This is a genomic window from Bradyrhizobium sp. 87 (assembly GCF_023073015.1).
GTDB classification, from domain to species: Bacteria; Pseudomonadota; Alphaproteobacteria; order Rhizobiales; family Xanthobacteraceae; genus Bradyrhizobium; species Bradyrhizobium canariense_D.
The window spans coordinates 136,888-161,972 of sequence record NZ_JADPIQ010000011.1 but is presented as its reverse complement, the minus strand read 5'-3'; the positions used below and the strand labels follow the sequence as shown (position 1 = coordinate 161,972).

The following is a 25,085-nucleotide window of genomic DNA, read 5'->3' as shown; positions in this document are numbered from 1 at the left end:
TCAAACTCGCTTGACGATTTGCCGGCCGAACAGGCCAGCGGGTTTGACGACCAGGACGGAAATGATCAGCGCGAGCGCGATCGGAAGCTTCAGCTCGTTGCCGACGCCGGGAATGTAGGTGCCGGCGAGGTTCTCGAAGACGCCGACCAGGAAGCCGCCGACCACGGCGCCGAACGGGCTGGTCAGTCCGCCGAGCACCGCCGCGGCGAAGCCGTAGATCAGCACGCCGCCCATCATATTGGGCTCGAGGAACACGACCGGTGCGATCAGCATGCCGGCGATCGCACCGATCGCGGACGCCATGCCCCAGCCGAGCGCGATCATCCAGCTCGTGTTGATGCCGACCAGTCGGGCCGATTCAGGCACGGAGGCGGCCGCGCGCATGGCGAGGCCGATCTTGGTGTACTGGAAGAAGAAGTAGAGGCCGAGCAGCAGCAGCACGGTGACGCCGATCATGCCGGCCTGGTGGGTCGAGATCAGCTGGCTGCCGAGGAAGGGCGAGGAGCCGAACGGGGTCGGATACTGCTTAATGGTGAAGTCCCAGATCAGGCCGGCCGAGGAGTTGATGATCGCGAACAGCGCGATAAAGCCGGCGACGTTGGTCAGCACCGGCGCCTTGGCGAGCGGCTTGAACAGGATGCGCTCGATCGCGATGCCGCCGACAAAGGACAATGCCAGCGTGATCACGAAGGCAGCCCAATATGGGATGCCCCATTGCATCAGCTGCCAGGAGATGAAGGTCGAGAACATCGCCATCTCACCCTGGGCGAAGTTGAGATGGTCGATCGCCTGATAGATCATGACCACGGCGAGCGCCATGCAGGCGTAGATCGCGCCCGTGGCGATGCCGGCCAGCACTTGGTTGGTGAACAGCTCCATCGTGCCGGCTCCTCAGTAACCCAGGTAGGATTTGCGGATTTCTTCGTTGTTCGCGATGTCCTTGGCGTTGCCCGACATCACGATGCGCCCGGTCTCGATCACATAGGCCTGGTCGGCGAGCTCCAGCGCGAGCTGGGCGTTCTGCTCGACCACCAGGATCGACACCTTGTCCTCGCGGTTGATCTTGCCGAGGATGCCGAACAGGTCGCGCACCACCAGCGGCGCCAGGCCGAACGAAGGCTCGTCCAGCAGCATCAGCCGCGGCCGCAGCATCAGGGCGCGGGCGACCGCCAGCATCTGCTGCTCGCCGCCCGAGAGCGTGCCGGCCTGTTGGGTATGCCGCTGCTTCAGCACCGGGAAATGCGCATACATGCGCTCGATGTCGGAGACGATGCCGGCGCTGTCCTTGCGGGTGATCGCGCCGAGCTGGAGGTTTTCCTCCACCGTCATGGTGGTGAAGGTGCCGCGGCCCTGCGGCACATGGGCGATGCCGAACCGCACGATGCTCTCGGTGGAGCGGTTGTTCAGCGGCTTGCCGTCGAACTCGATGCCGCCGGTTGAGCGCACCATGTTGCAGATCGCGCGCAGCGTGGTGGTCTTGCCGGCGCCGTTGGCCCCCAGCAACGTGGTCAGCGATCCCTCGCTGAGCGAGAAGGACAGACCGTGGAGGGCCTGGACCTGGCCGTAATAAGCGCGCAGGTCCTTGACGTTGAGCAGCGTCGTCATTGGTCCTTGCTCCCGAGATAGGCCTTGATGACGTCGGGATCCGCCTGCACCTGGGCGGGCGTGCCTTCCGCGAGCTTCTTGCCGAAATTCAGCGCGACGACGTGGTCGGCGATCGACATCACGAGGCCCATGTGATGCTCGACCAGCAGCACGGTCATGTGGCGTTCGTCGCGGATGCGGCGGATGAGGTCGCCGAGCACGTAGACTTCCTCGTGGTTGAGGCCGCCGGCGGGCTCGTCGAGCAGCAGGATCTTCGGATCGGCAGCGAGCGCGCGCGCCAGCTCGACGCGCTTCTGCGTGCCGAACGGCAGGCCCGACACGACGGTGTGGGCGACGTCCTCGAGGTCGAGATAGGCGAGGATCTCGTGCACCTTCTTGTTGACGTCGCTCTCGCTGCGGCGAACCCAGGCCAGCCGCAGCGAGTCGCTGATGATGTCGCTGGAGGTGCGGGCATGGGTGCCGACGCGGACATTGTCCATCACCGACAAATTCGGAAACAGCGCCACGTTCTGGAAGGTGCGGCCGATGCCGATCTCCGCGATCCGGTGCGGCGGGCGCGTCAGGATGCTCGCGCCCTCCATCAGGATGTCGCCGGACGACGGCTGGTAGAGCCGCGAGAGGCAGTTGAAGAGCGTGGTCTTGCCGGCGCCGTTAGGGCCGATCAAGCCGAGGATCTGGCCCTTGTGCATGTCAAAGGACACACCATTGAGCGCGACGATGCCGCCGAACACGACGCTGACGTCGCGAACCGCGAGCAGGGGCGATGTCCCCTGCGCGAGCTGTGCCTGCGTCATCTCGTCTCGCCCACTGTGTTCAGTGAGCGAAGGGGCGATGTGAACCGCTCCCGATGATGACAAAGGCTATCTGATCCCCTCGGCCACACGCGCAACTTTCCCTCCTGATTTCAGCTTTTTGCTGACGTCTTTTTTGGAATGCGGCATCAGACCCCCGAGTGCCGCTTCGATGTTCCTTACCATCGCAAGCAGACGCGGTCCAATGTCGTTGATCAAACGCTCTTCCGTGAAGCGGAATGCGGGCGCGCCGCAATTGAATGCGTAAGGACCGGTTCCGTCGTTGAGTCTGAGCGCGACGCCGGCGGCGCCGATGTCGTCGTGCCAGTCGCCGACCGAAATCGCAAATCCATATTTCGCGACCGTCTCGCCGGAGCGTTCCAACCCGTCGCGCATCTTGGGCCAGCGGCTGCCGTAATGTTCGCGCAAGACACGAGACAGTTCAGCGCGATTGTCTTCGTCGAGTGCCCAGAAATAGGCGCGGCCCATCGCGCTGGTTGCAATCGGCACGCGGGAGCCGACGTCCAGTTGAACGCCAACCGTCTCGCTGCCACGGCTCTGTCCGAAATAGATCATGCTGTGCCGGTCGCGGCCGCCGATGGCGACGGCGCCGCCGGTCGCACGCATCATTTCCTCGCGAAACGGCTCGGACAAATGCCGAACGCCGAGATTGGACAACGCGGCGTAGCCGAGCGCCATCGCGGCCGGCGCAAGCTGATATTTCTCGAAGCGGGGAACCGGCGTCAGATAGCCGAGCTTGGTCAAGGTATAGGTCAGCCGCGAAACGGTCGGCTTGGGCAAATTGGTGCGGGCCGCGATTTCCTGATTGCCAAGAAGTCCGTCGCTGGGCTGGAATGCGCGCAATACGTCAAGTCCGCGGGAAAGCGCGACGACGAAATTCCGATCGGTCGCTGTCTTCTTTCCTGTACGCTTCATCCCTGATCTGCTTCTTGCGCGGAGTCGTTGACAAGCCACGTGCTTCAAAATAACCCTGCCGTCAAGATGCGGAATTAAATTCTGCAGTGCGAAATTGAACAAAGTTACCCCACCAAGGAGGGACACCGTGAGCGAAGTGGTCAAGCTTGAGCGTCATGACGAAGTCGGGATCGTCACGGTCGACAGCCCTCCGGTCAACGCGCTGAGCGCCGCGGTTCGTGGCGGAATTCTGGAGTGCATCAAGGCCGCGGTCGCCGATCCCGCCATCAAGGGCATCGTGCTGACCTGTGCCGGCCGCACCTTCATCGCGGGCGCCGACATCACCGAATTCGGCAAGCCGCCGAAGCCGCCCGCCCTTAACGACGTGCTTTCCGAGATCGAGAATTCACCGAAGCCGGTCGTGGCCGCGATCCACGGCACCGCGCTCGGCGGTGGCCTCGAGGTCGCGCTCGCCTGTCATTTCCGCGTCGCGGTGAAGGAAGCCAAGCTCGGCCTCCCCGAGGTGAAGCTCGGCCTGCTGCCGGGCGCCGGCGGCACCCAGCGCCTGCCGCGCGCGGTTGGACCGGAGCTCGCGGTCAAGATGATCGTCGGCGGTGATCCGATCGGAGCGGCGGAAGCGCTGAAGAACGGTCTGATCGAGGAGATCGTCGAGGGTCCGGCCGCCGGTGGCGAAGCCTTCGTACGAAAGCTGCTGGCTGAAAAGCGTCCGCTGCGCCGCCTGCGTGACGACGACTCCAAGATCGCGGCGGCCAAGGCCGACCGCTCGATCTTCACCAATGCGGTCGCCGCCATGACCAAGAAGTCGCGCGGCCTGGAAGCGCCGTTCGCGGCGGCCGACGCCGTCGGCTACGCCATCGACCTGCCGTTCGACGAAGGTCTGAAGAAGGAGCGCGAGGGCTTCCTGAAGCTCGTCGCCAGCGATCAGTCCAAGGCGCAGCGTTATGCCTTCTTCGCGGAGCGCGAGGCCAGCAAGATCGCCGGCGTTCCTGAAGGGACCAAGCCGCGGCCCGTGAACCGCGTCGCCATCCTCGGCGCCGGCACGATGGGCGGTGGCATCGCGATGTCCTTTGCCAATGCCGGCATTCCCGTCACCCTGATCGAGACAGGCGAGGAGCAGCTCAAGCGCGGCATGGGCATCATGCAGAAGAACTGGGAAGCGACCGCGGCACGGGGCGGCATCCCGGCGGATGCGCCCGCGAAGCGCATGGCGCTGATCAACGGCGTCGTGGGCATCGAGAACGTCGGCGACGCCGACCTCGTCATCGAAGCCGTGTTCGAGACCATGGCAGTGAAAAAGGAAGTGTTCGGCAAGCTCGACCAGTACGTCAAGCCGGGCGCCGTGCTCGCCTCCAACACCTCCTACCTGAACATCGACGAGATCGCGAAGTCGACCAAGCGTCCGCAGGACGTGCTCGGCATGCACTTCTTCTCTCCCGCCAACGTCATGAAATTGTGCGAGATCGTGCGCGCCGACAAGACCGCGCCGGATGCCCTTGTGACGGCGGTCTCGATCGCGCGCAAAATCGCAAAAGTGCCGGCCGTGGTCGGCGTCTGCGACGGCTTTGTCGGCAACCGCATGCTGGCCCAGCGCGGCAAGCAGTCCGAGAAACTGCTGTTCGAAGGCGCGCTTCCGCAGCAGGTCGACGCCGTCGTGACGAAGTTCGGCATGCCGATGGGGCCGTTCGCGATGGGTGACCTCGCCGGCCTCGACATCGGCTGGCGCTCGCGCAAGGACCGCGGCATCAAGTCGGAGATCGCGGATGCGCTCTGCGAAGCCGGACGCTTCGGCCAGAAGACCGGCAAGGGCTATTACAAATACGAAGCCGGCTCCCGTTCGGCGCTGCCCGATCCCGAAGTCGAGAAGCTGATCGACGAGACGCTGCTTCGTTTGGGCCGCAAGAAGCGCGTCGTCAGCGACGATGAGATCCTCGAGCGCATGATGTACCCGATGATCAACGAGGGCGCGAAGATCCTGGAAGAGGGCATTGCCGCGCGCCCGTCCGATATCGACGTGGTCTGGCTCTATGGCTATGGCTGGCCGATCTACCGCGGCGGCCCGATGTTCTGGGCCGACACCGTCGGCCTCAAGCACATCGCCGATCGGCTCTCCTTCTACGCCAAGGAGACCAACGATCCGAGCCTCGAGCCCGCGCCGCTGCTGAAGAAGCTCGCGGCCGAAGGCAAGACCTTCGCCTCGCTCGCGGCGGGCTCGAAAGCGGCGTGATTGGATTGGCGGTGGCTGTGATGTCTCGTCCCGGGCAACGCTCTCTCCGTTCCCTCCCCCGTTGTGGGGGAGGGTCAGGGACGGGGGCAGGCCCGGGCGCCGGCGTTTGTGGCCACCTCCTTCCCCAACCTTTCCCCACAAGGGGGAAGGGAGCCGGTCCGCTTGTGCCCACCTCACACGGTATCGTCGCGGCCGCCTTGCAGAGTAACGACCCCTAATGACCCATCCCGGCGAACAGTTTTATCCCGAGGGCGTGCGCTGGGACGACACCATCGTCCAGGGCACGCTGCCTGATCTGCTGGCAAAAGCCGCCGCCGAGTACGGCCCGCGCACCGCGCTGGAATTCCGCGACCATCCGATTACCTACAGCGAACTCGCCGCGATGGCTGAGCGCGCAGCCGCCGCCTTCCTGCGCGCCGGCTACGGCAAGAACAGTTCGGTCGCGCTGTTCCTCGGCAATACGCCGGACCATCCCGTCAATTTCTTCGGCGCGCTGAAGGCCGGCGCCCGCGTCGCGCATCTCTCACCGCTCGACGGCGAGATCGCGCTGACGCACAAGGTCTCCGATTCCGGTTCGCGCCTGCTCGTCACCTCTAACCTGGCGGCGTTGCTGCCGACCGCGCTGAAATTCCTGGAGAAGGGCCTGATCGACCGCCTGGTGGTCTGCGAGGACGACAATTGGGGTAAGGTCGGCACGCCGCAGGCTGCGATCCCCAGCGATCCCCGCATCGTCACCTTCAAGGCCTTTGTCGAGGGCGCCACCGCGCCGGCAGAGTGGCCGCAAGTGAGCGCCGACGATGTCGCGCTGCTGCAATATACCGGTGGCACCACCGGCTTGCCCAAAGGCGCGATGCTGACCCACGGCAATCTCACCTCGGCCGTGTCGATCTACGACGTCTGGGGCAAGCCGTCGCGCGCGACGCGTGGCGACGTCGTCGAGCGCGTGATCTGCGTGCTGCCGCTGTTCCACATCTATGCGCTCACCGTCGTGCTGCTGTCCTCGCTCAGGCGCGGCAATCTGATCTCGCTGCATCAGCGTTTTGACGTCGAAGCGGTGATGCGCGACATCGAAATCAAGCGCGCAACCTACTTTCCCGGCGTGCCGACGATGTGGATCGCGATCGCAGCCCTTCCCGATCTCGACAAGCGCGATTTCTCCTCGCTGGCGACGATCGGCTCCGGGGGCGCGCCGCTGCCGGTGGAGATCGCGAGTTTCTTCGAGCGCAAAGTCGGCAAGAAGCTCCGCAGCGGCTGGGGCATGACCGAGACCTGCTCGCCCGGCACCGGCCATCCGCCTACAGGTCCCGATAAGCCCGGCTCGATCGGCCTGATGCTGCCCGGCATCGAGCTCGACGTCGTTTCCCTGGACGATCCCTCGAAGGTGCTGCCGCCGGGCGAAGTCGGCGAGATTCGCATCAAGGGCCCGAACGTCACCAAAGGCTACTGGAATAAGCCCGAAGGATCCGCGGAGGCCTTCGTCGACGGCCGCTTCCTCACCGGCGACATCGGCTATGTCGATACCGACGGCTATTTCTTCCTGGTCGACCGCAAGAAGGACATGATCATCTCTGGCGGCTTCAACGTCTATCCGCAGATGATCGAGCAGGCGATCTATACCATACCAGGCGTGCACGAGGTGATCGTGCTCGGTATTCCCGACCAGTACCGCGGCGAGGCCGCCAAAGCCTTCATCAAGCTGAAGACGGATGCAAAGCCGTTCTCGCTCGACGAGCTGCGCGCTCAGCTCGCCGGCAAGCTCGGCAAGCACGAATTGCCGGCGGAGGTCGAATTCGTCCACGATCTGCCGCGCACGCCGGTCGGAAAGCTGTCGCGCCACGAATTGCGCCAGCGGCAGAAACCGTCACAATCCGCCCAACTTGCCACCCGACTTGCATCAGGAGATCGCGCTTGACCGACGCCGTCATCGTTTCCACCGCCCGCACCCCGATCGGGAAGGCCTATCGCGGCGCGCTCAACGCCACCGAGGGCGCAACGCTGCTCGGCCACGCCATCGGCGAGGCCGTCGCGCGCGCCAAGATCGACCCCAAGGAGGTCGAGGACGTCGTGATGGGCGCAGCACTCCAGCAGGGCGCGACCGGCGGCAACATCGCGCGCAAGGCGCTGCTCCGTGCCGGTCTCCCCGTCACCGTCGCCGGCACCACTATCGACCGGCAATGCGCCTCGGGCCTGCAGGCGATCGCGCTCGCCGCGCGTTCGGTGATCTTCGACGGTGTCGAGATCGCGGTCGGCGGTGGCGGCGAGTCCATCTCGCTGGTGCAGAACGACAAGATGAACGGCTTCCACGCGCAGGACCCGGCGCTGCTCGAGATCAAGGGCGAGGTCTACATGCCCATGATCGACACCGCCGAGATCGTCGCCAAGCGCTACGGCATCTCGCGCGAAAAGCAGGACGAATATTCGCTGGAGAGCCAGCGCCGCACCGCCGCGGCGCAGCAGGGCGGAAAGTTCAAGGATGAGCTCGCGCCGATCACCACCAGGATGGCGGTGACCGACAAGGCCACCGGTGCAGTCTCGTTCAAGGACGTCACGCTGTCGCAGGACGAGGGCCCGCGCCCCGAGACCACCGCAGAAGGCCTCGCCGGCCTCAAGGCCGTCCGTGGCGAGGGATTTTCGGTCACCGCCGGCAATGCCAGCCAGCTTTCGGACGGCGCCAGCGCGAGCGTGATCATGAGCGACAAGGAAGCGGCAAAGCGCGGGCTGAACCCGCTCGGCATCTTCCGCGGCTTCGTCTCCGCCGGCTGCGAGCCGGACGAGATGGGCATCGGCCCGGTATTCGCCGTGCCGCGCCTGCTCAAGCGTCATGGCCTGACCGTCGACGACATCGGCCTGTGGGAGCTGAACGAAGCTTTCGCGGTGCAGGTGCTGTATTGCCGCGACAAGCTCGGCATCGACCCCGACAAGATCAATGTCGACGGCGGCGCGATCGCGGTGGGCCATCCCTACGGCATGTCGGGCGCGCGCCTCACCGGCCACGCTCTGATTGAAGGCCGCCGCCGCAAGGCGAAGTACGCGGTCGTCACCATGTGCGTCGGCGGCGGCATGGGCGCGGCGGGGCTTTTCGAGGTGTTGCAGTAGCCGTCGTCCAGTAACCGTCGTCCCGGCGAAAGCCGGGACCCATACTCCGCAGCAGGAGTGTGGCACGCGAACAACAATGGCCTTCGCAAACCAACGAAGGCCGGTGGTTATGGGTCCCGGCCTTCGCCGGGACGACACATTCACAGGAGGATCCGATGGATCTCGCATTCACGAAAGAAGAGCAGGCGTTTCGCGAGGAAGTGCGGTCATTCTTCCGCGACAACGTGCCGCCGGATACGCGGCGCAAGCTGGTCGAGGGCCGCCACCTCTCGAAGGACGAGATGGTGACGTGGTGGCGCATCCTCAACAAGAAGGGCTGGGGCGTCAGCCACTGGCCCAAGCAATATGGCGGCACCGGCTGGACCTCCGTGCAGCACTATATCTTCAACGAGGAGCTGCAGTCCTATCCGGCGCCGCAGCCGCTCGCCTTCGGCGTCAGCATGGTGGGTCCCGTCATCTACACCTTCGGCAATGAAGAGCAGAAGAAGCAGTATCTGCCGCGCATCGCCAATGTCGACGACTGGTGGTGCCAGGGCTTCTCCGAGCCCGGCTCCGGCTCCGACCTCGCCTCGCTGAAGACGAAGGCCGAGCGCAAGGGCGACAAGTGGATCATCAACGGCCAGAAGACCTGGACCACGCTCGCCCAGCACGCCGACATGATCTTCTGCCTCTGCCGCACCGACCCGTCCGCCAAGAAGCAGATGGGCATCTCCTTCATCGTGTTCTCGATGAAGTCGAAGGGCGTCACGGTGCGCCCGATCCAGACCATCGACGGCGGCGCCGAGGTCAACGAGGTGTTCTTCGACGACGTCGAAGTGCCCATCGAGAACCTGATCGGCGAGGAGAACAAGGGCTGGGATTACGCGAAATTCCTGCTCGGCAATGAGCGCACCGGCATCGCGCGGGTCGGCGTCTCCAAGGAGCGGCTCCGCCGCATCCGCGATCTCGCCTCCAAGGTCGAATCCGGCGGCAAGCCGATCATTCAGGACGCGGCCTTCCGCGACAAGCTCGCGGCCTGCGAGATCGAGCTCAAGGCGCTCGAACTCACCCAGCTCCGCGTCGTCGCCGACGAAGGCAAGCACGGCAAAGGCAAGCCCAATCCGGCTTCCTCGGTGCTGAAGATCAAGGGCTCCGAGATCCAGCAGACCACCACCGAGCTGCTGATGGAGGTGATCGGCCCGTTCGCGGCACCCTATGACGTGCACGGCGACGACGGCTCGAACGAAGCCATGGACTGGACCGCCCAGATCGCGCCGAGCTATTTCAACAACCGCAAGGTCTCGATCTACGGCGGCTCCAACGAGATCCAGCGCAACATCATCGCCAAGGCGGTGCTGGGGCTTTGATCGTACACCATCAACACGCACTCACCGTCACGGCCGGGCCTGACCCGGCCATCCACGCCTAGCGCCACGAAAGAACGTGGATGCCCGGCATAAGGCCGGGCATGACGAAATCGATACCGGAGAGCAAAGAACATGGATTTTGATCTGAACGAGGAGCAGCGGCTTCTCAAGGAAAGCATCGACGGCCTCTTGACCGATTCCTACGATTTCGAGAGCCGCAAGAAGTACATGAAGGAGAAGGGCGGCTGGAGCAAAGCGGTCTGGGGCAAGCTCGCCGAGCAGGGCCTGCTCGGTCTGCCCTTCGCGGAGGCCGATGGCGGCTTCGGCGGCGGCGGCGTCGAGACCATGATCGTGATGGAGGCGCTCGGCAAGGCACTGGTGCTCGAGCCTTACCTCGCAACCGTCGTGATCGGCGGCGGCTTCCTGCGCCATGCGGGCAGCGATGCGCAGAAGGCCGCGCATGTGCCCGGCATCGTAGACGGCAGCAAGACGCTCGCCTTTGCCCAGCTCGAGAAGAACTCGCGCTACGATCTCTTCGACGTCACCACGACGGCGAAGAAGAAGGGCGACGGTTGGGTCATCGACGGCGAGAAGTTCGTCGTGCTCAACGGCGAGAATGCAGATACCCTCATCGTGACCGCGCGCACTAGGGGCGAGCGCCGCGACAAGAGCGGCATCGGCGTGTTCCTGGTGCCGGCCGACGCCAAGGGCGTCGCCAAGAAGTCGTACCCGACCCAGGACGGCCTGCACGCCGCCGACATCACCTTCACCGGCGTCGAAATCGGTGCCGATGCCGTGCTCGGCAATCCCGACGATTCGCTCACGCTGATCGAGCGTGTGGTCGACGAAGCTCGCATCGCGCTCTGCGCCGAAGCGGTCGGCCTGATGGACGAATCGCTCAAGACCACGGTCGAGTACATCAAGACGCGCAAGCAGTTCGGGGTGCCGATCGGCTCGTTCCAGTCGCTGCAGCACCGCGCCTCTGACATGTTCGTCGCCACCGAGCAGGCGCGATCGATGTCGATGTTCGCGACCATGGCGGGCGATTTCCAGGACGCCAAGGAGCGCAGCAACGCTATTGCCGCGGCCAAGGTGCAGATCGGCAAGTCGCTGAAGTTCGTGGGACAGCAGGCGATCCAGCTCCACGGCGGCATCGGCATGACCATGGAGGCGAAGATCGGCCATTACTTCAAGCGCCTGACCATGATCGAGAACTCGTTCGGCGACACCGACTACCACCAGCGCCGCGTGGCGGACGGTGGCGGGTTGATCTAGCTACAAGGTCGCTGTCATCCCCCGCGCAGGCGGGGAATCCAGTACGCTGCGGCTTCTCGGTTCTAGCCGCGCCGTCTCTGGAATACTGGATCGCCCGGGTAAGCCGGGCGATGACGTCTGAACAAGTGGCCTCAACGGAGCCCAACAACAATGAAGAACACCCCGTTCGATCTCACCGGCAAGGTCGCCGTGGTCACCGGCTCCAGCCGCGGCATCGGCCGCTCCTCCGCCGAGCTGCTCGCAAAGCTCGGCGCCAAAGTGGTGGTCTCCTCGCGCAAGGCCGATGCCTGCAAGGCAGTCGCCGACGGCATCAAGGCGGCCGGCGGCGAGGCCACCGTCATCCCCTGCAACATCGCGCGCAAGCAGGAGGTCGAGGCGCTGATCGCGGGCACGATCAAGCATTACGGCAAGATCGACATCCTCGTCTGCAACGCCGCGGTCAACCCGTATTACGGCCCGCTGCTCGACATCACCGACGAGGCCTGACAAGATCATGGGCAGCAACGTCAAGAGCAACATCTGGCTCTCCGCGCTTGCGATCCCGCAGATGGCCGACCGCGGCAACGGCTCAGTCGTCATCATCTCCTCGATCGGGGGCTTGCGCGGTTCGACCGTGATCGGCGCCTACGGCATCTCGAAAGCCGCCGACTTCGCGCTGTGTCGTTCGCTCGCCGGCGAATGGGGCCCGAAAGGCGTCCGCGTCAACTGCATCGCGCCCGGCCTCGTCAAGACCGACTTCGCCCGCGCGCTGTGGGAAGACGAAGCGAATCTGAAACGCCGCACGGCCACCACGCCGCTCCGCCGTATCGGCGAACCCGACGAAATCGCAGGCGCAGTGGCCTACCTCGCCTCCGACGCGTCGAGCTTCATGACGGGACAAACGATCGTCATCGACGGCGGCGTGACCACGGCGGCGCCGTAACTTCTGCTCTACTTGCAATTGTACGCCGGGCGCGCTTCACTTTTCCTCCGCTAGAGGGGGAGGGTCGCTTCGTGTTGCCCAGAGCGCAACGCGAGGCGGGGTGGGGTGAAGCCGCAAAGGCGGTATCGCTTGCGTCGACGAGACGGCTGCTGCTCATCAAGTTCGCGGATAGTCTGTCACCCCGCCCCGGTTCGCGTTCCGCTTCGCTGCATGCGAGCCCACCCTGCCCTCCAGGGGAGGGTGGGAGGACAGCCGTCTTGACCTTCCCGCCCTAATCCGCTCCCTTTGGCGAAACACAATAGCCCCTCACCGGACAACGCCGGGAAAACGCCAAAGAAACCCCAAGGTTTGCTTCCATGTCTTTCGTCCTCGCCATCGACCAGGGCACCACCTCCTCGCGCGCGATCGTGTTTCGCGGCGACATTTCCATTGCGGCGAAGGCGCAGGCCGAGTTTCCGCAGCATTTCCCTGCCTCGGGTTGGGTCGAGCACGAGCCCGAGGACATCTGGACCTCGACCGTGACGGTCTGCCGCGACGCGATCGCGCAGGCCGGCATCGGCGCAAAGGACATCGCCGCGATCGGCATCACCAACCAGCGCGAGACCACCGTGGTGTGGGACCGCGCCACCGGGCAGGCCGTGCACCGCGCCATCGTCTGGCAGGACCGCCGCACCGCCGACATCTGCGCCAAGCTGAAAGCCGACGGCCGCGAGCCCGTGATCTCGCAGAAGACCGGCCTGATCATCGACCCCTATTTCTCCGGCACCAAGGTCGCCTGGATTCTCGACCACGTCCCCGGCGCACGGGCGCGCGCCGCGCGCGGCGAATTGATGTTCGGCACCGTCGATTGCTATCTGCTTTGGCGTCTCACCGGCGGCAAGGTCCACGCCACCGACGCCACCAACGCCTCGCGCACGCTGCTGTTCAACATCCACACCGGCCAGTGGGACGACGAGCTCTTGGAGATCATCGGCGTGCCGCGCTCGATGCTGCCCGAGGTGAAGGATTCCTCCGCCCGTTTCGGCGAGAGCACGCCGGATTTGTTCGGCGGCGCCATTGCGATCTGCGGCATCGCCGGCGACCAGCAGGCCGCGACCATCGGCCAGGCCTGCTTCCGTCCGGGGATGATGAAATCGACTTACGGCACCGGCTGCTTCGCCCTGCTCAACACCGGCACCACGCCCGTGGCCTCGAAGAACAAGCTGCTCACCACCATCGCCTACCAGCTCGGGGGCAAGCGCACCTATGCGCTCGAAGGCTCGATCTTCGTCGCAGGTTCGGCAGTGCAGTGGCTGCGCGACGGCCTCGGCATCATCAAGCATGCCGCCGAGACCGGACCTCTCGCCGATCAGTCGGACTCCATGCAGAGCGTCTATCTCGTCCCGGCCTTCGTCGGCATGGGCGCGCCGTACTGGAATCCGCGCGTGCGCGGCGCCCTGTTCGGCCTCACCCGCAACACCGGCCCGGCCGAGCTTGCCCACGCCGCCCTGGAAAGCGTCTGCTACCAGACCTTTGATCTCTGGGCCGCAATGCGCGCCGACTGGCCGAGCTCGGAGGTGGCAAGCGTCGTGCTCCGCGTCGATGGCGGCATGACCGCATCCGACTGGACCATGCAGCGCCTCGCCGACCTGCTCGATGCGCCGGTCGATCGCCCCGTGATCCAGGAGACGACGGCACTTGGCGCCGCCTATCTTGCCGGCCTCGAGGCCGGCGTCTATCCCGAGCCGACCAAATTCGCCGATAACTGGCGGCTGGAGCACCGCTTCAAGCCCAACATGAGCCAGGCGACGCGCGAGCGGAAGCTTGCGGGATGGACGAGGGCGGTGAAGGGCGTGCTCGCGAGCGACGAGGGCGAATAACGGGCGCGCACGACGCGCCCAACAACAACAAACGGGAGAAACGACAATGAACACGGATTTCAACCGGGTCGTCCAAAAGCTCTGCGGCGCCGCGATCTGCGCCGCGCTGCTCACCTCGACCTCCCTCGCGCGTGAGAAGCCGGACCCGCTCGGCAGCGCGCGGCAGGTCAAGACCGACGTCGCCGGTCTCGATGCTCCCGCGCAGATTCTGGTCGATGTCTGGGGTATCCCCCACATCTATGCCGGCAATGAGCACGACCTGTTCTTCCTGCAAGGCTTTAACGCCGCGCGCGACCGGCTCTGGCAGATCGATCTTTGGCGCAAGCGAGGGCTTGGTCTGCTGGCCAAGGATTTCGGCCCGGCCTATGCCGAACAGGACAAGGCGCTGCGTCTCTTTCTTTATCGCGGCGATATGAATGCGGAATGGGCGGCTTACGGCCCCAAGGGGAAGACCTATGCGGAGGCATTCGTCGCCGGGGTCAACGCCTACGTCGCCGATGTGCGCGCGGGCAAGCGCCCGCTGCCGATCGAGTTCAGGATCGCCGGCACGATGCCGGATGCGTGGACGGCGGATGACATCGTCCGCATCCGCAGCCACGGCCTGACGCGCAATGTCGCCTCCGAGGTCAAGCGCTCCTTGGTCGCCTGCGCGGCAGGCCTCGATGCCGATCGGTTTCGCGTCAAGCTCGAGCCGGCGTGGACGACGAAAATTCCAGATGGTCTCGATCCCTGCAGCGTGCCGAAGGCGGTGCTGGCGCCCTACGATCTGGCGACGCGCCCGGTCGCCTTTGCCGCGCCGAAAGATCGCCAGGCCGCACTCGCGCACGATCCCGACAAGTACCTCACCGAGGCCGACCTGCAACGCGACACCATCGGCTCCAACAATTGGGTGATCGCGGCGTCACGGACCGCGACTGGGCGTCCGATCCTCGCCAACGATCCGCATCGCGAGCACAGCGTGCCCTCGCTGCGCTACATCGTCGGCCTCAATGCGCCCGGCCTCTCCGTGATCGGCGCGGGCGAGCCCGCGCTGCCCGGCATCTCCATCGGCCACAACGGCACCATCGCCTTCGGTCTCACCATCTTCAACGTCGACCAGGAAGACCTCTACATCTACGAGCTCAATCCGCAGAATCCCAACCAGTACCGCTATGGCGCTGGCTGGGAGGACATGCGCATCGTCCACGAGAAAGAGCAGGTGAAAGGCGAGAGCGATCGCGATCTCGAGCTGAAATTCACCCGGCATGGTCCGGTGATCTACGTCGACGACGCCAACAAGCGGGCCTTCGCCGTCCGCTCGATCTGGTTCGAGCCCGGCACCTCGGCCTATTTCGGCTCCTCCGACTACATGACCGCGAAGGACTGGAACGGATTCCTCGGCGCCATGCGGCGCTGGGGCGCGCCGTCGGAGAATCAGGTCTATGCGGACACCAAGGGCAATATCGGCTGGGTCGCCGCCGGCAAGACGCCGCGGCGCGCCAACTATGATGGCCTGATGCCGGTGCCCGGCGACGGCCGCTACGAATGGCAGGGTTTTCTCTCGCTCGACGAACTGCCCAAGACCTATCAGCCCAAGCAGGGCTTTCTCGCCACCGCCAACCAGATGAACCTGCCGGCGGATTATCCCGTCAGCGAGCGCAAGGTCGGCTTCGAATGGGCGGACAGTGCGCGCTGGCAGCGCATCACCGAGGTCCTGAAGGCCAACAGCAAGGTGACGCTGGCCGATGCCATGGATCTGCAGAACGACGACACCACGATGCTGGGCCGGCGGCTGGTCAAGCTGTTGCAGCCGCTCACTTCGGACGATGCCAACGTGAAGAAGGGCCTCGAACTGCTCAAGCCTTGGGACGCCCGTGATGCCGCCGACAATGCCGCTGCTGCGGTGTTCGAGGTCTGGATCTCCAATCATCTTGGACCGGTACTGCTGAAGACCACGGCGCCCAAGGCTGCCGACCTGATCGCGCCGGAGGCGTCCAGCATTTCGGCGCTTGTCGCCTTTCTGGAATCTCCGGACGCGTCGTTTGGCTCCGATCCCGCCACCGCGCGCGACCAGATCCTGCGCGACAGCCTCGGCGCCGCGGTGGCCGATGTCACAGCCAAGCTCGGGGCCGATTCCTCAACCTGGCGCTGGGGCCGCCTGCACGTCGCAAAATTCGACCATGCTCTGATGCCGCTGGCCGACAAGGCGACGGCCGCTCAGCTCTCGGTCGGTCCGCTGGCCTACGGCGGCGCCGCCAACGTGCCGCGCGCGGCCACCTATCGCCGCACCGATTATCAGCTGTTCGCTGGCGCATCGTTCCGCATGGTGCTCGACGTCGGCAATTGGGATGCGAGCCGCACCATCAACACACCGGGCCAGTCGGGCGATCCCTTCAGCGGCCATTATCGCGACCTCGCGCCGCTCTGGGCGACCGGCCAGTATGTGCCGCTGCTCTACAGCCGCGCCGCGGTCGAGGCTGCAACGGCGGAGGCGATCACGCTGACGCCGCGGTGAATGAGGCGTATCCAGAAATCCCGCCGTCGTCCAGGCTTTCGCCAGGACGACCCGGAATGTGTTGCCGGCGTTCAGCTTCTAAGGGACGCATCCCATGATCCTCCCCGACGGCTATTCCGACATTCCCGCCAGCAAGATCGCTGCCGTCGTCACGCATCTCGAGATGACAGCGCGTCCGCCGCTGCGTGACAATCCTCTTGGCGCATGGACCCTGCGCAAGGTCGATACTCCCGCGCTTCATTGGTATCGCGACCTCCATCGCCGCGTCGGCGAGGAGTGGCTGTGGTTTTCGCGGGCGCGCATGAACGACGGCGAGCTCGCCGCAATCATCCATGCACCGGGCGTCGAGGTATATGCGCTTGTCGTGGACGGCCACGATGAGGGCCTGCTGGAGCTGGACTTTCGCGAGGCCGGCCAATGCGAGCTGGTGTATTTCGGTGTCACCGCAAAACTGATCGGCAGCGGTGCCGCCCGCTTTATGATGAACCGCGCGCTTGAGCTCGCATGGTCACGCGACCTGTCCCGCGTCTGGGTGCACACCTGCACGTTCGACCATCCGTCCGCCGTCGCATTCTACCAGCGCTCGGGCTTCCGTCCGTTCCGCCGCCAGATCGAGATCGCCGACGACCCGCGGCTCGATGGCACGGCGCCGCGGTCCGCGGCAAAGCATGTGCCGATCATCGAATAGGTAGCAGCTGCCTCTCCGCCGTCATTGCGAGGAGCCCTTGCGACGAAGCAATCCAGTCTGGTTCCGTGGGAGATACTGGTTGCTTCGCTGCGCTCGCAATGACGGAGTGTGGCGCTGTCGTCGCGTTTCATTGGGGCTACGCGTGGCGGGATCACCGGATCACGCCAACACTCGGTTCCGGAAGATCATAGGGAGCGAGACGCCGTAATCGCTCGGTCAATGGCTGCACGGGCGGAGCATACAGCTCTCCGTAGCTGGAGAGCAGTGGGAGGCTAGGCTCCCAACGATGGATGACGAACACCACGCGATACTGTTTCGCCGCGGGCAGTCTTTGCTTGTAGTCGGTCTCGATCACCGTCTCGCCATCCGCGGTCAGGAACGTTTCGTTCCACGCCATCTCTGCGTGGCCTTCCGGGTTGGACGGATCGATTTGGGTAAAATCATGAGGATTGAACCGCGCGTCCGGATTCGCCACGAGCACCTCGAGAATTACAGCGTCATCCATGTAACCTCGTAGATTGTCTTCCAATTTCCGCCGGTCCTCACCAGTCAGAGGCACTATTTCATCGCCCCTGCCGGCTTTCCGCAGCAGAGCGTTCACCTCTTCGCTGAAATTGGGGGGATCGTGTGAGTCGATCAATTCCCGGATGAAACGGGCATAGGCAGCATTATCAGCGCTGAAGGAGTAGGCGCCTAGGAGAGTGAGTGAGGGAGGCTGGTCAGCAGTCAAATCGCTCTGCTCCGTGCGGCGATGAGTCCGCGATACCCGATCATGCGAAGCTCGCTAGCTGTTGAAATTCACCGCCGTGGTGTTTGCACCGCAAAGCAGCACCGCGACCCGCTCGCCGGGTGAGGGGCGATAGCGACCGGAGAGCAAGGCGGCAAATGCGGCGGCGCCGCCGGGCTCGGCCACCAGGCGCAGGCTCGACCACAAGGCCGACTGCGCCTGCTTGATCGCGTCGTCGGCGACCAGGACGACCCGCTCGACATGGGCCCGCGCAATCGGAAACATCAATTGTCCGACACGTCGCGGGGCGAGACTATCGGCGGCGATGCCGCCCGCCGGCGCATCGATCGGCGCGCCTGCCGCGAAGGCGGCGTGAAGCGTCGGCGATTGCTCGGGCTCGACCGCCACGATGCGCGTCCTGCCGGCGCTCCAGGCTGCCATGCCACCGATCAGGCCGCCGCCGCCGACTGCAACCAGCACCGTGTCAATGCCCGGTGCATCCTGCTCCAGCTCCATTCCGACACTGCCCTGACCGAGCAAGGTCTCGACCTGGTCGTAGGCATGCACCGCCATGGCGCCGGTCTGCGCGACATGGGTTTCGCTTGCGGCGAGCGCGTCGGCATAGCGGCTGCCCGCAATCACGAGTTTCGCGCCATAGCCTCTGATACGCTCGGCTTTGGCCGGCGAGGTGATGTCGGGCACGAAAATCGTGGCCGGGATGCCGAGCCGCTGCGCCGCATACGCCACCGCCGCGCCGTGATTGCCGCCCGATGCGGCGACGACACCGGCTTCCGGCAGCCGGCGCAACAGCAGATTGGCGAAGGCACCCCGCGCCTTGAACGATCCGGAATGCTGCAGCATCTCGAGCTTGAACGTGACGGGAGAAGCCGGCAGGCCAAAATCGGCGAGATCGGCCTCAACGAGCGGCGTGCGCCGTATGTGCGGACGGATGACGGCCTCGGTCGCCGCGATCCGCTCCCGATTGATGTCCATTGTTGCTGTCATGATGCCGTCCTTGATAACGCATCCGGCAGCCGCTGTCGCGGCGCCGTTGCATGCAGCGCAATGCTCCACTTCCATGATTTTGCTTGCGCCACTGCGGCCTTGCCGTGGAAACTGATCGGCCCTGCCTCGTCCAAAAGCCAGAGAAGAGCGCAAAACCATGTTCCTGATCGGCCAATATGATTCCCCCTTCGTCCGCCGCGTCGCGATTGCGCTGCGGCTTTACGGCCTCGCCTTCGAGCACAGGCCGTGGTCGACCTTCGGCGACGCCGACAAGATCGCGCCCTATAATCCGCTGCGCCGCGTGCCGACGCTGGTGCTCGACAACGGCGAGGCGCTGATCGAGAGCACGTTCATCCTCGATTATCTCGACGAGCTCGCCGGGCCGGAGAAGGCGATGCTGCCGCGCTCCGGCGCCGAGCGCCGGCATCACTTGCGCATCTGCGCGCTCGCGTCCGGCCTCGGCGACAAGGCCGTGAGCCTGCTCTACGAACGCGTGCTGCGGAAGGAGCAGCTTACGCTATGGGTCGAGCGCTGCCAGGCGCAGATCGCGGACGTGCTGAAAGCGCTGGAGGCCGAGCGCGCCAAGGTGACCACGCCGTACTGGCTGGGCGAGCGCATCGGCCACGCCGATATTGTGGTCGCCTGCGTCGTCCGCTTCACCCGCGAGGCCCATCCGCAGTTGTTCGAGCCATCGCGCTATCCGGCGCTGTCGGCGCATGCCGACGCGTGCGAGGCGCTGGCGCCGTTCAAGGAGATTGTGCAGCCCCTGGCACCGCCGAAGGGGTGATCGCCGCTATGCGAACCCGACCTTGATCAGGATCGTCAGGAAGAGGCCGCCGACAACCGCGCAGACCGCGGCACCGATCAGCGGCCCCAGCGCGCCTCCCCGGCTTGCAGGCTCCAGCACGGCTTGTCCGGGCTGGTCCGGATCGTAATAGACCTGGACGCTCTTCCCAGGCCGATATTTCGCCGCGGCCTCTTCGGCGGCCTCGCGCAGGCCGGAGATCATGGTGCCGTTCCAATCGACTTCGGTGCCGATGAAGTCGCGCTTGCCGACCCTGTAGGCGTAGCGCAGGTCGATCTGATAGCGGTGGACGAGCTTTGAAGTCGTCGGTCGATTGTCGTGCTCGGTCTTCTCTTCGATGATTTCCTCGATCACGTCGCAATGGGTGACCCTGCCCGACGCGGTCGGCCAGCGCAGGCTGGCGCTCGCCAGCCGGCGCGTCCGGACATAATCGGCGGCGAGGAACACCCCGCCCACGAGCACGATGATCGGCACCGCGAACGCGAACAGCGGGACGCCCTTGTCGGCGTAGAGCACGTGGCCCGCGAACGAATGCGCGGTCAGGGTGGCGGCGATGACGCCGAACACCATTGTGAACGCCACCAGGGCCGCGACGTTCTGCGCGGCGGCAGGCTCCAGCAGCGCCTCTGTCGGTTGCTTCGGATCGACATGGACCTCGACATGGGCGCCGACCGGATAGCGTCCGGTCAGTTTTGCGGCCAGGACCCTCGTCGTGATGACGGTGCCGCCGACAAAGATCTTGTCGCCTTCCAGCTCCTGGCCGCCGGCCTGATATCGATAGCGGATGATGGGCTTGGCGTCGTTCCGATCGTCCGAGGAATGCGCCGTCGGCTGGTCGACCCGGGAGACCGTGATGATGCCCTCCACCTTGTCCCAGCTCCGCGCCGCCACCATCCGGCCCCGCATGCGGATCAGATTGAACAGCGTCAATCCAAACAGCAGCACGGCGATGCCGGCGGCAATCTGTGTCCACATCAATTGTTGGGCGTTCAGCATCCGATTCCCCTGCGCTTCGGCGACGACCGCCATTGGTCGCGGCAAACGCGCTTTGCGTTCGATGCTGTGCGTTGCCCCAGCACATGCCAGGCATTGCTTCACCAATGTCGTCCTGGCGAAAGCCACGACCCATTGCCCCAGCGGGTCATTTGGCGAAGATTGGTCGTTCGGTATTGCCTGCGATGGCCACCAATGGATCACCCGGTATGGATGGCTTTCGCCAGGACGACAGCGAACGTGTGGCACGCGCCGTGATGGCGACTGGCGAGGGAGTATCAAACGGGCACGGTCGGCGATGATGGAATGTTACAGGTGTTTTGCCCGACGCCGCAAGCAATTTCGGTAATATCGAAAAATTATTCGGTGACACCGCAAAAATTATCGAGCTTTTTCAACCCCATGCCTACTGTGCATGGGGTTGATTTCTCGTTTTCTGTTTGGAGGGCGCCTAACCCGCGCCCGCGCGCTTCTTCTGCCAGACCAGGTGCACCGCGCAGGTGCAGCCCGGCGGATGCGACGCAAGCTCCTTCGACGTCTCGTCGTTCGCCGGCGTTGCCGTGAACGCCGCCTTGTCGCTCCCACCCTCTCGCGTCGGGATGTAGTTCAGAATCGGCGCGAGCCAGCGCTCGGTCTCGGCGACGCTCATGCCCTTGCGCGCAGCATAATCCTCGACCTGATCGCGCTCGATCTTGCCGACTCCGAAATAATAGCTCTCTGGATTGGCGAGATAGAGCCCCGACACGGAGGAGCCCGGCCACATCGCATAGCTCTCGGTCAGCTTCACGCCGGCGGTGTTCTCGGCATCGAGCAGCTCGAACAGCGTGGCCTTCTCGGTGTGATCGGGTTGCGCGGGATAGCCGGGGGCGGGACGGATGCCCTGATACTTTTCGAGGATCAACTCGTCGGGGGAGAGCGTCTCGTCCGGCGCATAGGCCCAGAATTCGCGGCGGACGCGGGCATGCATGCGCTCGGCGAACGCTTCGGCCAGGCGGTCGGCCAGCGCCTTGCACAGGATCGAGGAATAGTCGTCATTGGCCATCTTGAAACGGTCAGCGACCACATCCTCGCCGATGCCGGCGGTGACGACGAAGCCGCCGACATAGTCGGGCACGCCGGTTGTGGCGGGCGCGACGAAGTCGGACAGCGCGGCGTTGAAACGGCCCTCGCGCTTCTCGAGCTGCTGGCGCAGCGTGTGCAGCGTCGCGATCGTCCTGGTCCGGCTCTCGTCGGCATAGAGCACGATGTCGTCGCCCTGCGCATTGGCCGGCCAGAAGCCGACGGTGGCGCGCGCGCGGAACCATTTCTCCTTGACGATCAGGTCGAGCATCTTGCGCGCGTCGCCGTAGAGCGAGCGCGCAACTTCGCCGACCTTGGCGTCGTCGAGGATGGCGGGGAAGCGTCCGGCGAGCTCCCAGGTCTGGAAGAACGGGGTCCAGTCGATATAGGGCACCAGCTCGGCGAGATCGTAGTCGTCAAAGCTTCGGGTGCCGAGGAAGGTCGGCTTCACCGGCTTGTTCGCGGTGAAGTCGACCGGCACGCGGTTGGCGCGGGCGGTCGCCAGCTTCAGCCGCTTCTTGTCGGCCTGGGCGCGCATATGGGCGTCCGAGATCTTTGCGTATTCGGCGCGCACCTCCGCGGCATAGGCCTCGCGCCTCTCGGGCGACAGCAGCGCCGACGCAACACCGACGGCGCGGCTGGCGTCGTTGACATGCACCACGGGGCCTGCGCGATAGCTCGGGTCGATCTTCACCGCCGTATGCACGCGGCTCGTGGTGGCGCCGCCGATCAAGAGCGGCAGCTTGAGGCCTTCGCGCTGCAATTCTGCGGCGAAGAACGCCATCTCGTCGAGCGAGGGTGTGATCAGGCCGGACAGCCCGACGATGTCGGCCTTCTCCGCCTTCACCGTATCGACGATCTTGGCCGCGGGCACCATCACGCCGAGGTCGATGACCTCGTAATTGTTGCACTGGAGCACGATGCCAACGATGTTCTTGCCGATGTCGTGGACGTCGCCCTTGACGGTCGCGAGCACGATCTTGCCGGCGGACGAGGAGCCTTCCGTGCCGATGCCGTTGGCGAGATTGCGCGCCTTCTCCTCCTCCATGAACGGCATCAGCCAGGCGACAGCCTGCTTCATCACGCGGGCCGACTTCACCACCTGCGGCAGGAACATCTTGCCGTCGCCGAAGAGATCGCCGACCACGTTCATGCCGGCCATCAGCGGTCCCTCGATCACGTCGAGTGGCCGCGTCGAGGCCTTGCGGGCCTCTTCGGTATCCTGCTCGATGAATTCGGTGATGCCGTGCACCAGCGAATGTGACAGCCGCTTCGCCACCGGCCATTCGCGCCAGGCGAGATCGGCTTCCTTGGTCTGAGTCTTGTTGCCGCGGAATCTTTCCGCAAGCGCCAGCAGACGCTCGGACGCACCGGGGTCGCGGTTGAGGATGACGTCCTCGCACACCTGGCGCAATTCGGGATCGATATCGTCATAGACGATCATCTGCCCGGCATTGACGATGCCCATGTCCATGCCGGCCTTGATGGCGTGATACAGGAACACCGAGTGCATGGCCTCGCGCACCGGCTCGTTGCCGCGGAACGAGAACGACAAATTGGACACACCACCAGAAATGTGCGCGCCCGGCAGATTCTTGCGGATCCAGCGCGTCGCCTCGATGAAGTCGACGCCGTAATTGTTGTGCTCCTCGATGCCGGTTGCGATCGCGAAAATATTGGGATCGAAGATGATGTCTTCCGGCGGGAAGCCGACGCGGTTCACCAGGATGTCGTAGGCGCGCTTGCAGATCTCGGTCTTGCGGGCGAACGTGTCGGCCTGGCCGACCTCGTCGAACGCCATCACCACGACGGCCGCGCCGTGACGGCGGGCGATCTTGGCCTCGTGAATGAATTTGTCCTCGCCTTCCTTCATCGAGATCGAGTTGACGACCGGCTTGCCCTGCACGCATTTCAGGCCGGCCTCGATCACGGAGAATTTCGAGCTGTCGACCATTACGGGGACGCGGGCAATGTCGGGCTCGGCGGCGACAAGGTTGAGGAAGGTCACCATCGCGGCTTCCGAGTCCAGAAGACCCTCGTCCATGTTGACGTCGATGATCTGCGCGCCGTTCTCGACCTGGTCGCGCGCGACCTGCAGCGCGGCGGTGTAGTCGCCGGCGGTGACCAGCTTGCGGAAGCGGGCGGAGCCGGTGACGTTGGTGCGCTCGCCGACGTTCACGAAGGGAATGGCGTCGGTCAGGATGAACGGCTCGAGGCCGGAGAGCCGCAAGCGAGGTTCGATCTCCGGCACGATGCGCGGCTTGTGCGGCGCGACCGCAGCCGCAATCGCCGCGATATGGTCCGGCGTGGTGCCGCAGCAACCGCCGACGATGTTGACGAGGCCATCGCGCGCGAACTCGCCGACCAGGCGGGCCATGTATTCCGGGGTCTCGTCATACTGGCCGAACTCGTTGGGCAGGCCGGCATTGGGATAGGCGCAAACAAGCGTGTCGGCGACGCGGCCGATATCGGCGATATGCGCGCGCAGATCTTCCGCGCCGAGCGCGCAGTTGAAGCCGATGGTGACGGGCTTGGCGTGCTGGACCGAATGCCAGAACGCTTCCGGCAACTGGCCGGACAGCAGGCGGCCGGACTTGTCGGTGATGGTGCCCGACACCATCACGGGCATGTCGATGCCACGTTCTTCCGTGATCTCGGCGATCGCGTACAGCGCCGCCTTGGCGTTCAGCGTGTCGAAGATGGTCTCGACCAGCAGCAGATCGACGCCGCCGTCGAGCATGCCGTTGATCTGCTCGCCATAGGATTTGCGCAGGTCGTCGAACGTGACGGCGCGGTAGCCGGGATTGGACACGTCGGGCGAGATCGAGGCGGTGCGGTTGGTCGGTCCGATGGCGCCGGCGACGAAGCGCGGCTTGCCGTCCTCGGCCTCGACGCGGCGTGCGGCGTTGCCGGCGAGGCGGGCGCCTTCTCGCGCCATCTCGTAGACGATGTCGGCGAGATCGTAATCGGCTTGGGCAATCGAGGTCGTGGAGAAGGTGTTGGTCGCGACGATGTCGGCGCCGGCGCGCAAGTAAGCGGCGTGGATGTCCTCGATCGCCTGCGGTTGGGTCAGGATCAAGAGGTCGTTGTTGCCGCGCAAATCGCGATGGAAGTTCTTGAATCGCTCGCCGCGGAAGGCGGCCTCGTCGAACTGGAGATTCTGGATCATCGTGCCCATGGCGCCGTCGAGCACGAGAATGCGCTCGCGCGCGGCGTTGAGCAGGGCGGTTCGCTTGGGAGAGGTGGATACGGTCATGGTG

The 25,085-nt window shown here is 64.9% G+C and carries 17 protein-coding genes and 1 pseudogene; 10 read left to right on the top strand and 8 right to left on the bottom strand.

Annotation, left to right across the window (positions count from 1 at the left end; genetic code table 11):
• From IVB50_RS02965 to IVB50_RS02950, 4 genes are all read right to left on the bottom strand, one after another.
• Positions 1-879, bottom strand: a complete 879-nt coding sequence (locus IVB50_RS02965; RefSeq protein WP_007599708.1) for a branched-chain amino acid ABC transporter permease — start codon at positions 877-879, stop codon at positions 1-3.
• A gap of 12 nt (positions 880-891) precedes the next feature.
• Positions 892-1,605, bottom strand: coding sequence for an ABC transporter ATP-binding protein (locus tag IVB50_RS02960; protein WP_007599709.1), 714 nt, complete (start codon positions 1,603-1,605; stop codon positions 892-894).
• Complete coding sequence (locus IVB50_RS02955; protein WP_007599710.1) at positions 1,602-2,399, bottom strand: ABC transporter ATP-binding protein; 798 nt, start codon at positions 2,397-2,399, stop codon at positions 1,602-1,604. Before IVB50_RS02955 ends, IVB50_RS02960 begins: the two co-directional genes overlap by 4 nt.
• 66 nt (positions 2,400-2,465) lie before the next feature.
• Positions 2,466-3,332, bottom strand: a complete 867-nt coding sequence (locus tag IVB50_RS02950; RefSeq protein WP_018458483.1) for an IclR family transcriptional regulator — start codon at positions 3,330-3,332, stop codon at positions 2,466-2,468.
• A 127-nt stretch (positions 3,333-3,459) separates the two neighbouring features.
• On the opposite strand from IVB50_RS02950, the gene IVB50_RS02945 reads away from it, so the two are divergent.
• The 9 genes and pseudogenes from IVB50_RS02945 (at position 3,460) to IVB50_RS02905 (ending at position 17,236) form a co-directional block, all read left to right on the top strand.
• Positions 3,460-5,556, top strand: coding sequence for a 3-hydroxyacyl-CoA dehydrogenase NAD-binding domain-containing protein (locus IVB50_RS02945; RefSeq protein ID WP_247294167.1), 2,097 nt, complete (start codon positions 3,460-3,462; stop codon positions 5,554-5,556).
• 217 nt (positions 5,557-5,773) lie between these two features.
• Positions 5,774-7,468 carry a dicarboxylate--CoA ligase PimA gene (gene pimA, locus IVB50_RS02940; protein ID WP_018454714.1) on the top strand — a complete coding sequence of 565 codons (1,695 nt, stop codon included), beginning with the start codon at positions 5,774-5,776 and terminating at the stop codon, positions 7,466-7,468.
• On the top strand, positions 7,465-8,652 hold the full coding sequence (locus IVB50_RS02935) for an acetyl-CoA C-acyltransferase (protein ID WP_247294166.1): 1,188 nt from the start codon (positions 7,465-7,467) through the stop codon (positions 8,650-8,652). Before pimA ends, IVB50_RS02935 begins: the two co-directional genes overlap by 4 nt.
• 155 nt (positions 8,653-8,807) lie before the next feature.
• Complete coding sequence (pimC, locus tag IVB50_RS02930; RefSeq protein WP_018454712.1) at positions 8,808-9,998, top strand: pimeloyl-CoA dehydrogenase large subunit; 1,191 nt, start codon at positions 8,808-8,810, stop codon at positions 9,996-9,998.
• 132 nt (positions 9,999-10,130) lie between these two features.
• Complete coding sequence (gene pimD / locus IVB50_RS02925; protein ID WP_018454711.1) at positions 10,131-11,273, top strand: pimeloyl-CoA dehydrogenase small subunit; 1,143 nt, start codon at positions 10,131-10,133, stop codon at positions 11,271-11,273.
• 150 nt (positions 11,274-11,423) lie between these two features.
• Positions 11,424-12,195, top strand: a pseudogene (locus tag IVB50_RS02920) (glucose 1-dehydrogenase).
• Positions 12,196-12,551: 356 nt separating this feature from the next.
• Positions 12,552-14,054: a glycerol kinase GlpK gene (glpK, locus tag IVB50_RS02915; RefSeq protein ID WP_018454709.1), complete on the top strand. Its 1,503-nt coding sequence runs from the start codon at positions 12,552-12,554 to the stop codon at positions 14,052-14,054.
• A 46-nt stretch (positions 14,055-14,100) separates the two neighbouring features.
• Positions 14,101-16,548, top strand: a complete 2,448-nt coding sequence (locus IVB50_RS02910; protein WP_018454708.1) for a penicillin acylase family protein — start codon at positions 14,101-14,103, stop codon at positions 16,546-16,548.
• A 94-nt stretch (positions 16,549-16,642) separates the two neighbouring features.
• Positions 16,643-17,236, top strand: coding sequence for a GNAT family N-acetyltransferase (locus tag IVB50_RS02905; protein WP_018454707.1), 594 nt, complete (start codon positions 16,643-16,645; stop codon positions 17,234-17,236).
• 151 nt (positions 17,237-17,387) lie between these two features.
• Here the strand turns inward: IVB50_RS02905 and IVB50_RS02900 are convergent, their stop codons facing one another.
• Both IVB50_RS02900 and IVB50_RS02895 read right to left on the bottom strand, forming a co-directional pair.
• Complete coding sequence (locus tag IVB50_RS02900) at positions 17,388-17,966, bottom strand: hypothetical protein (RefSeq protein WP_018454706.1); 579 nt, start codon at positions 17,964-17,966, stop codon at positions 17,388-17,390.
• A 54-nt stretch (positions 17,967-18,020) separates the two neighbouring features.
• Positions 18,021-18,968: a threonine/serine dehydratase gene (locus IVB50_RS02895; protein WP_204513269.1), complete on the bottom strand. Its 948-nt coding sequence runs from the start codon at positions 18,966-18,968 to the stop codon at positions 18,021-18,023.
• Positions 18,969-19,125: 157 nt separating this feature from the next.
• On the opposite strand from IVB50_RS02895, the gene IVB50_RS02890 reads away from it, so the two are divergent.
• Positions 19,126-19,755 (top strand): glutathione S-transferase family protein, encoded by a 630-nt coding sequence (locus tag IVB50_RS02890; RefSeq protein ID WP_018454705.1) that lies wholly within the window; start codon positions 19,126-19,128, stop codon positions 19,753-19,755.
• A gap of 6 nt (positions 19,756-19,761) precedes the next feature.
• Here IVB50_RS02890 and IVB50_RS02885 read toward each other — a convergent pair whose 3' ends face one another.
• Positions 19,762-20,769 (bottom strand): DUF3592 domain-containing protein, encoded by a 1,008-nt coding sequence (locus IVB50_RS02885; protein ID WP_247294164.1) that lies wholly within the window; start codon positions 20,767-20,769, stop codon positions 19,762-19,764.
• Between the two features lie 448 nt (positions 20,770-21,217).
• The gene (gene metH / locus IVB50_RS02880; RefSeq protein WP_204513270.1) at positions 21,218-25,081 is read right to left on the bottom strand and encodes a methionine synthase; all 3,864 of its coding nucleotides are present in this window, start codon (positions 25,079-25,081) and stop codon (positions 21,218-21,220) included.
• Positions 25,082-25,085: the final 4 nt, after the last annotated feature.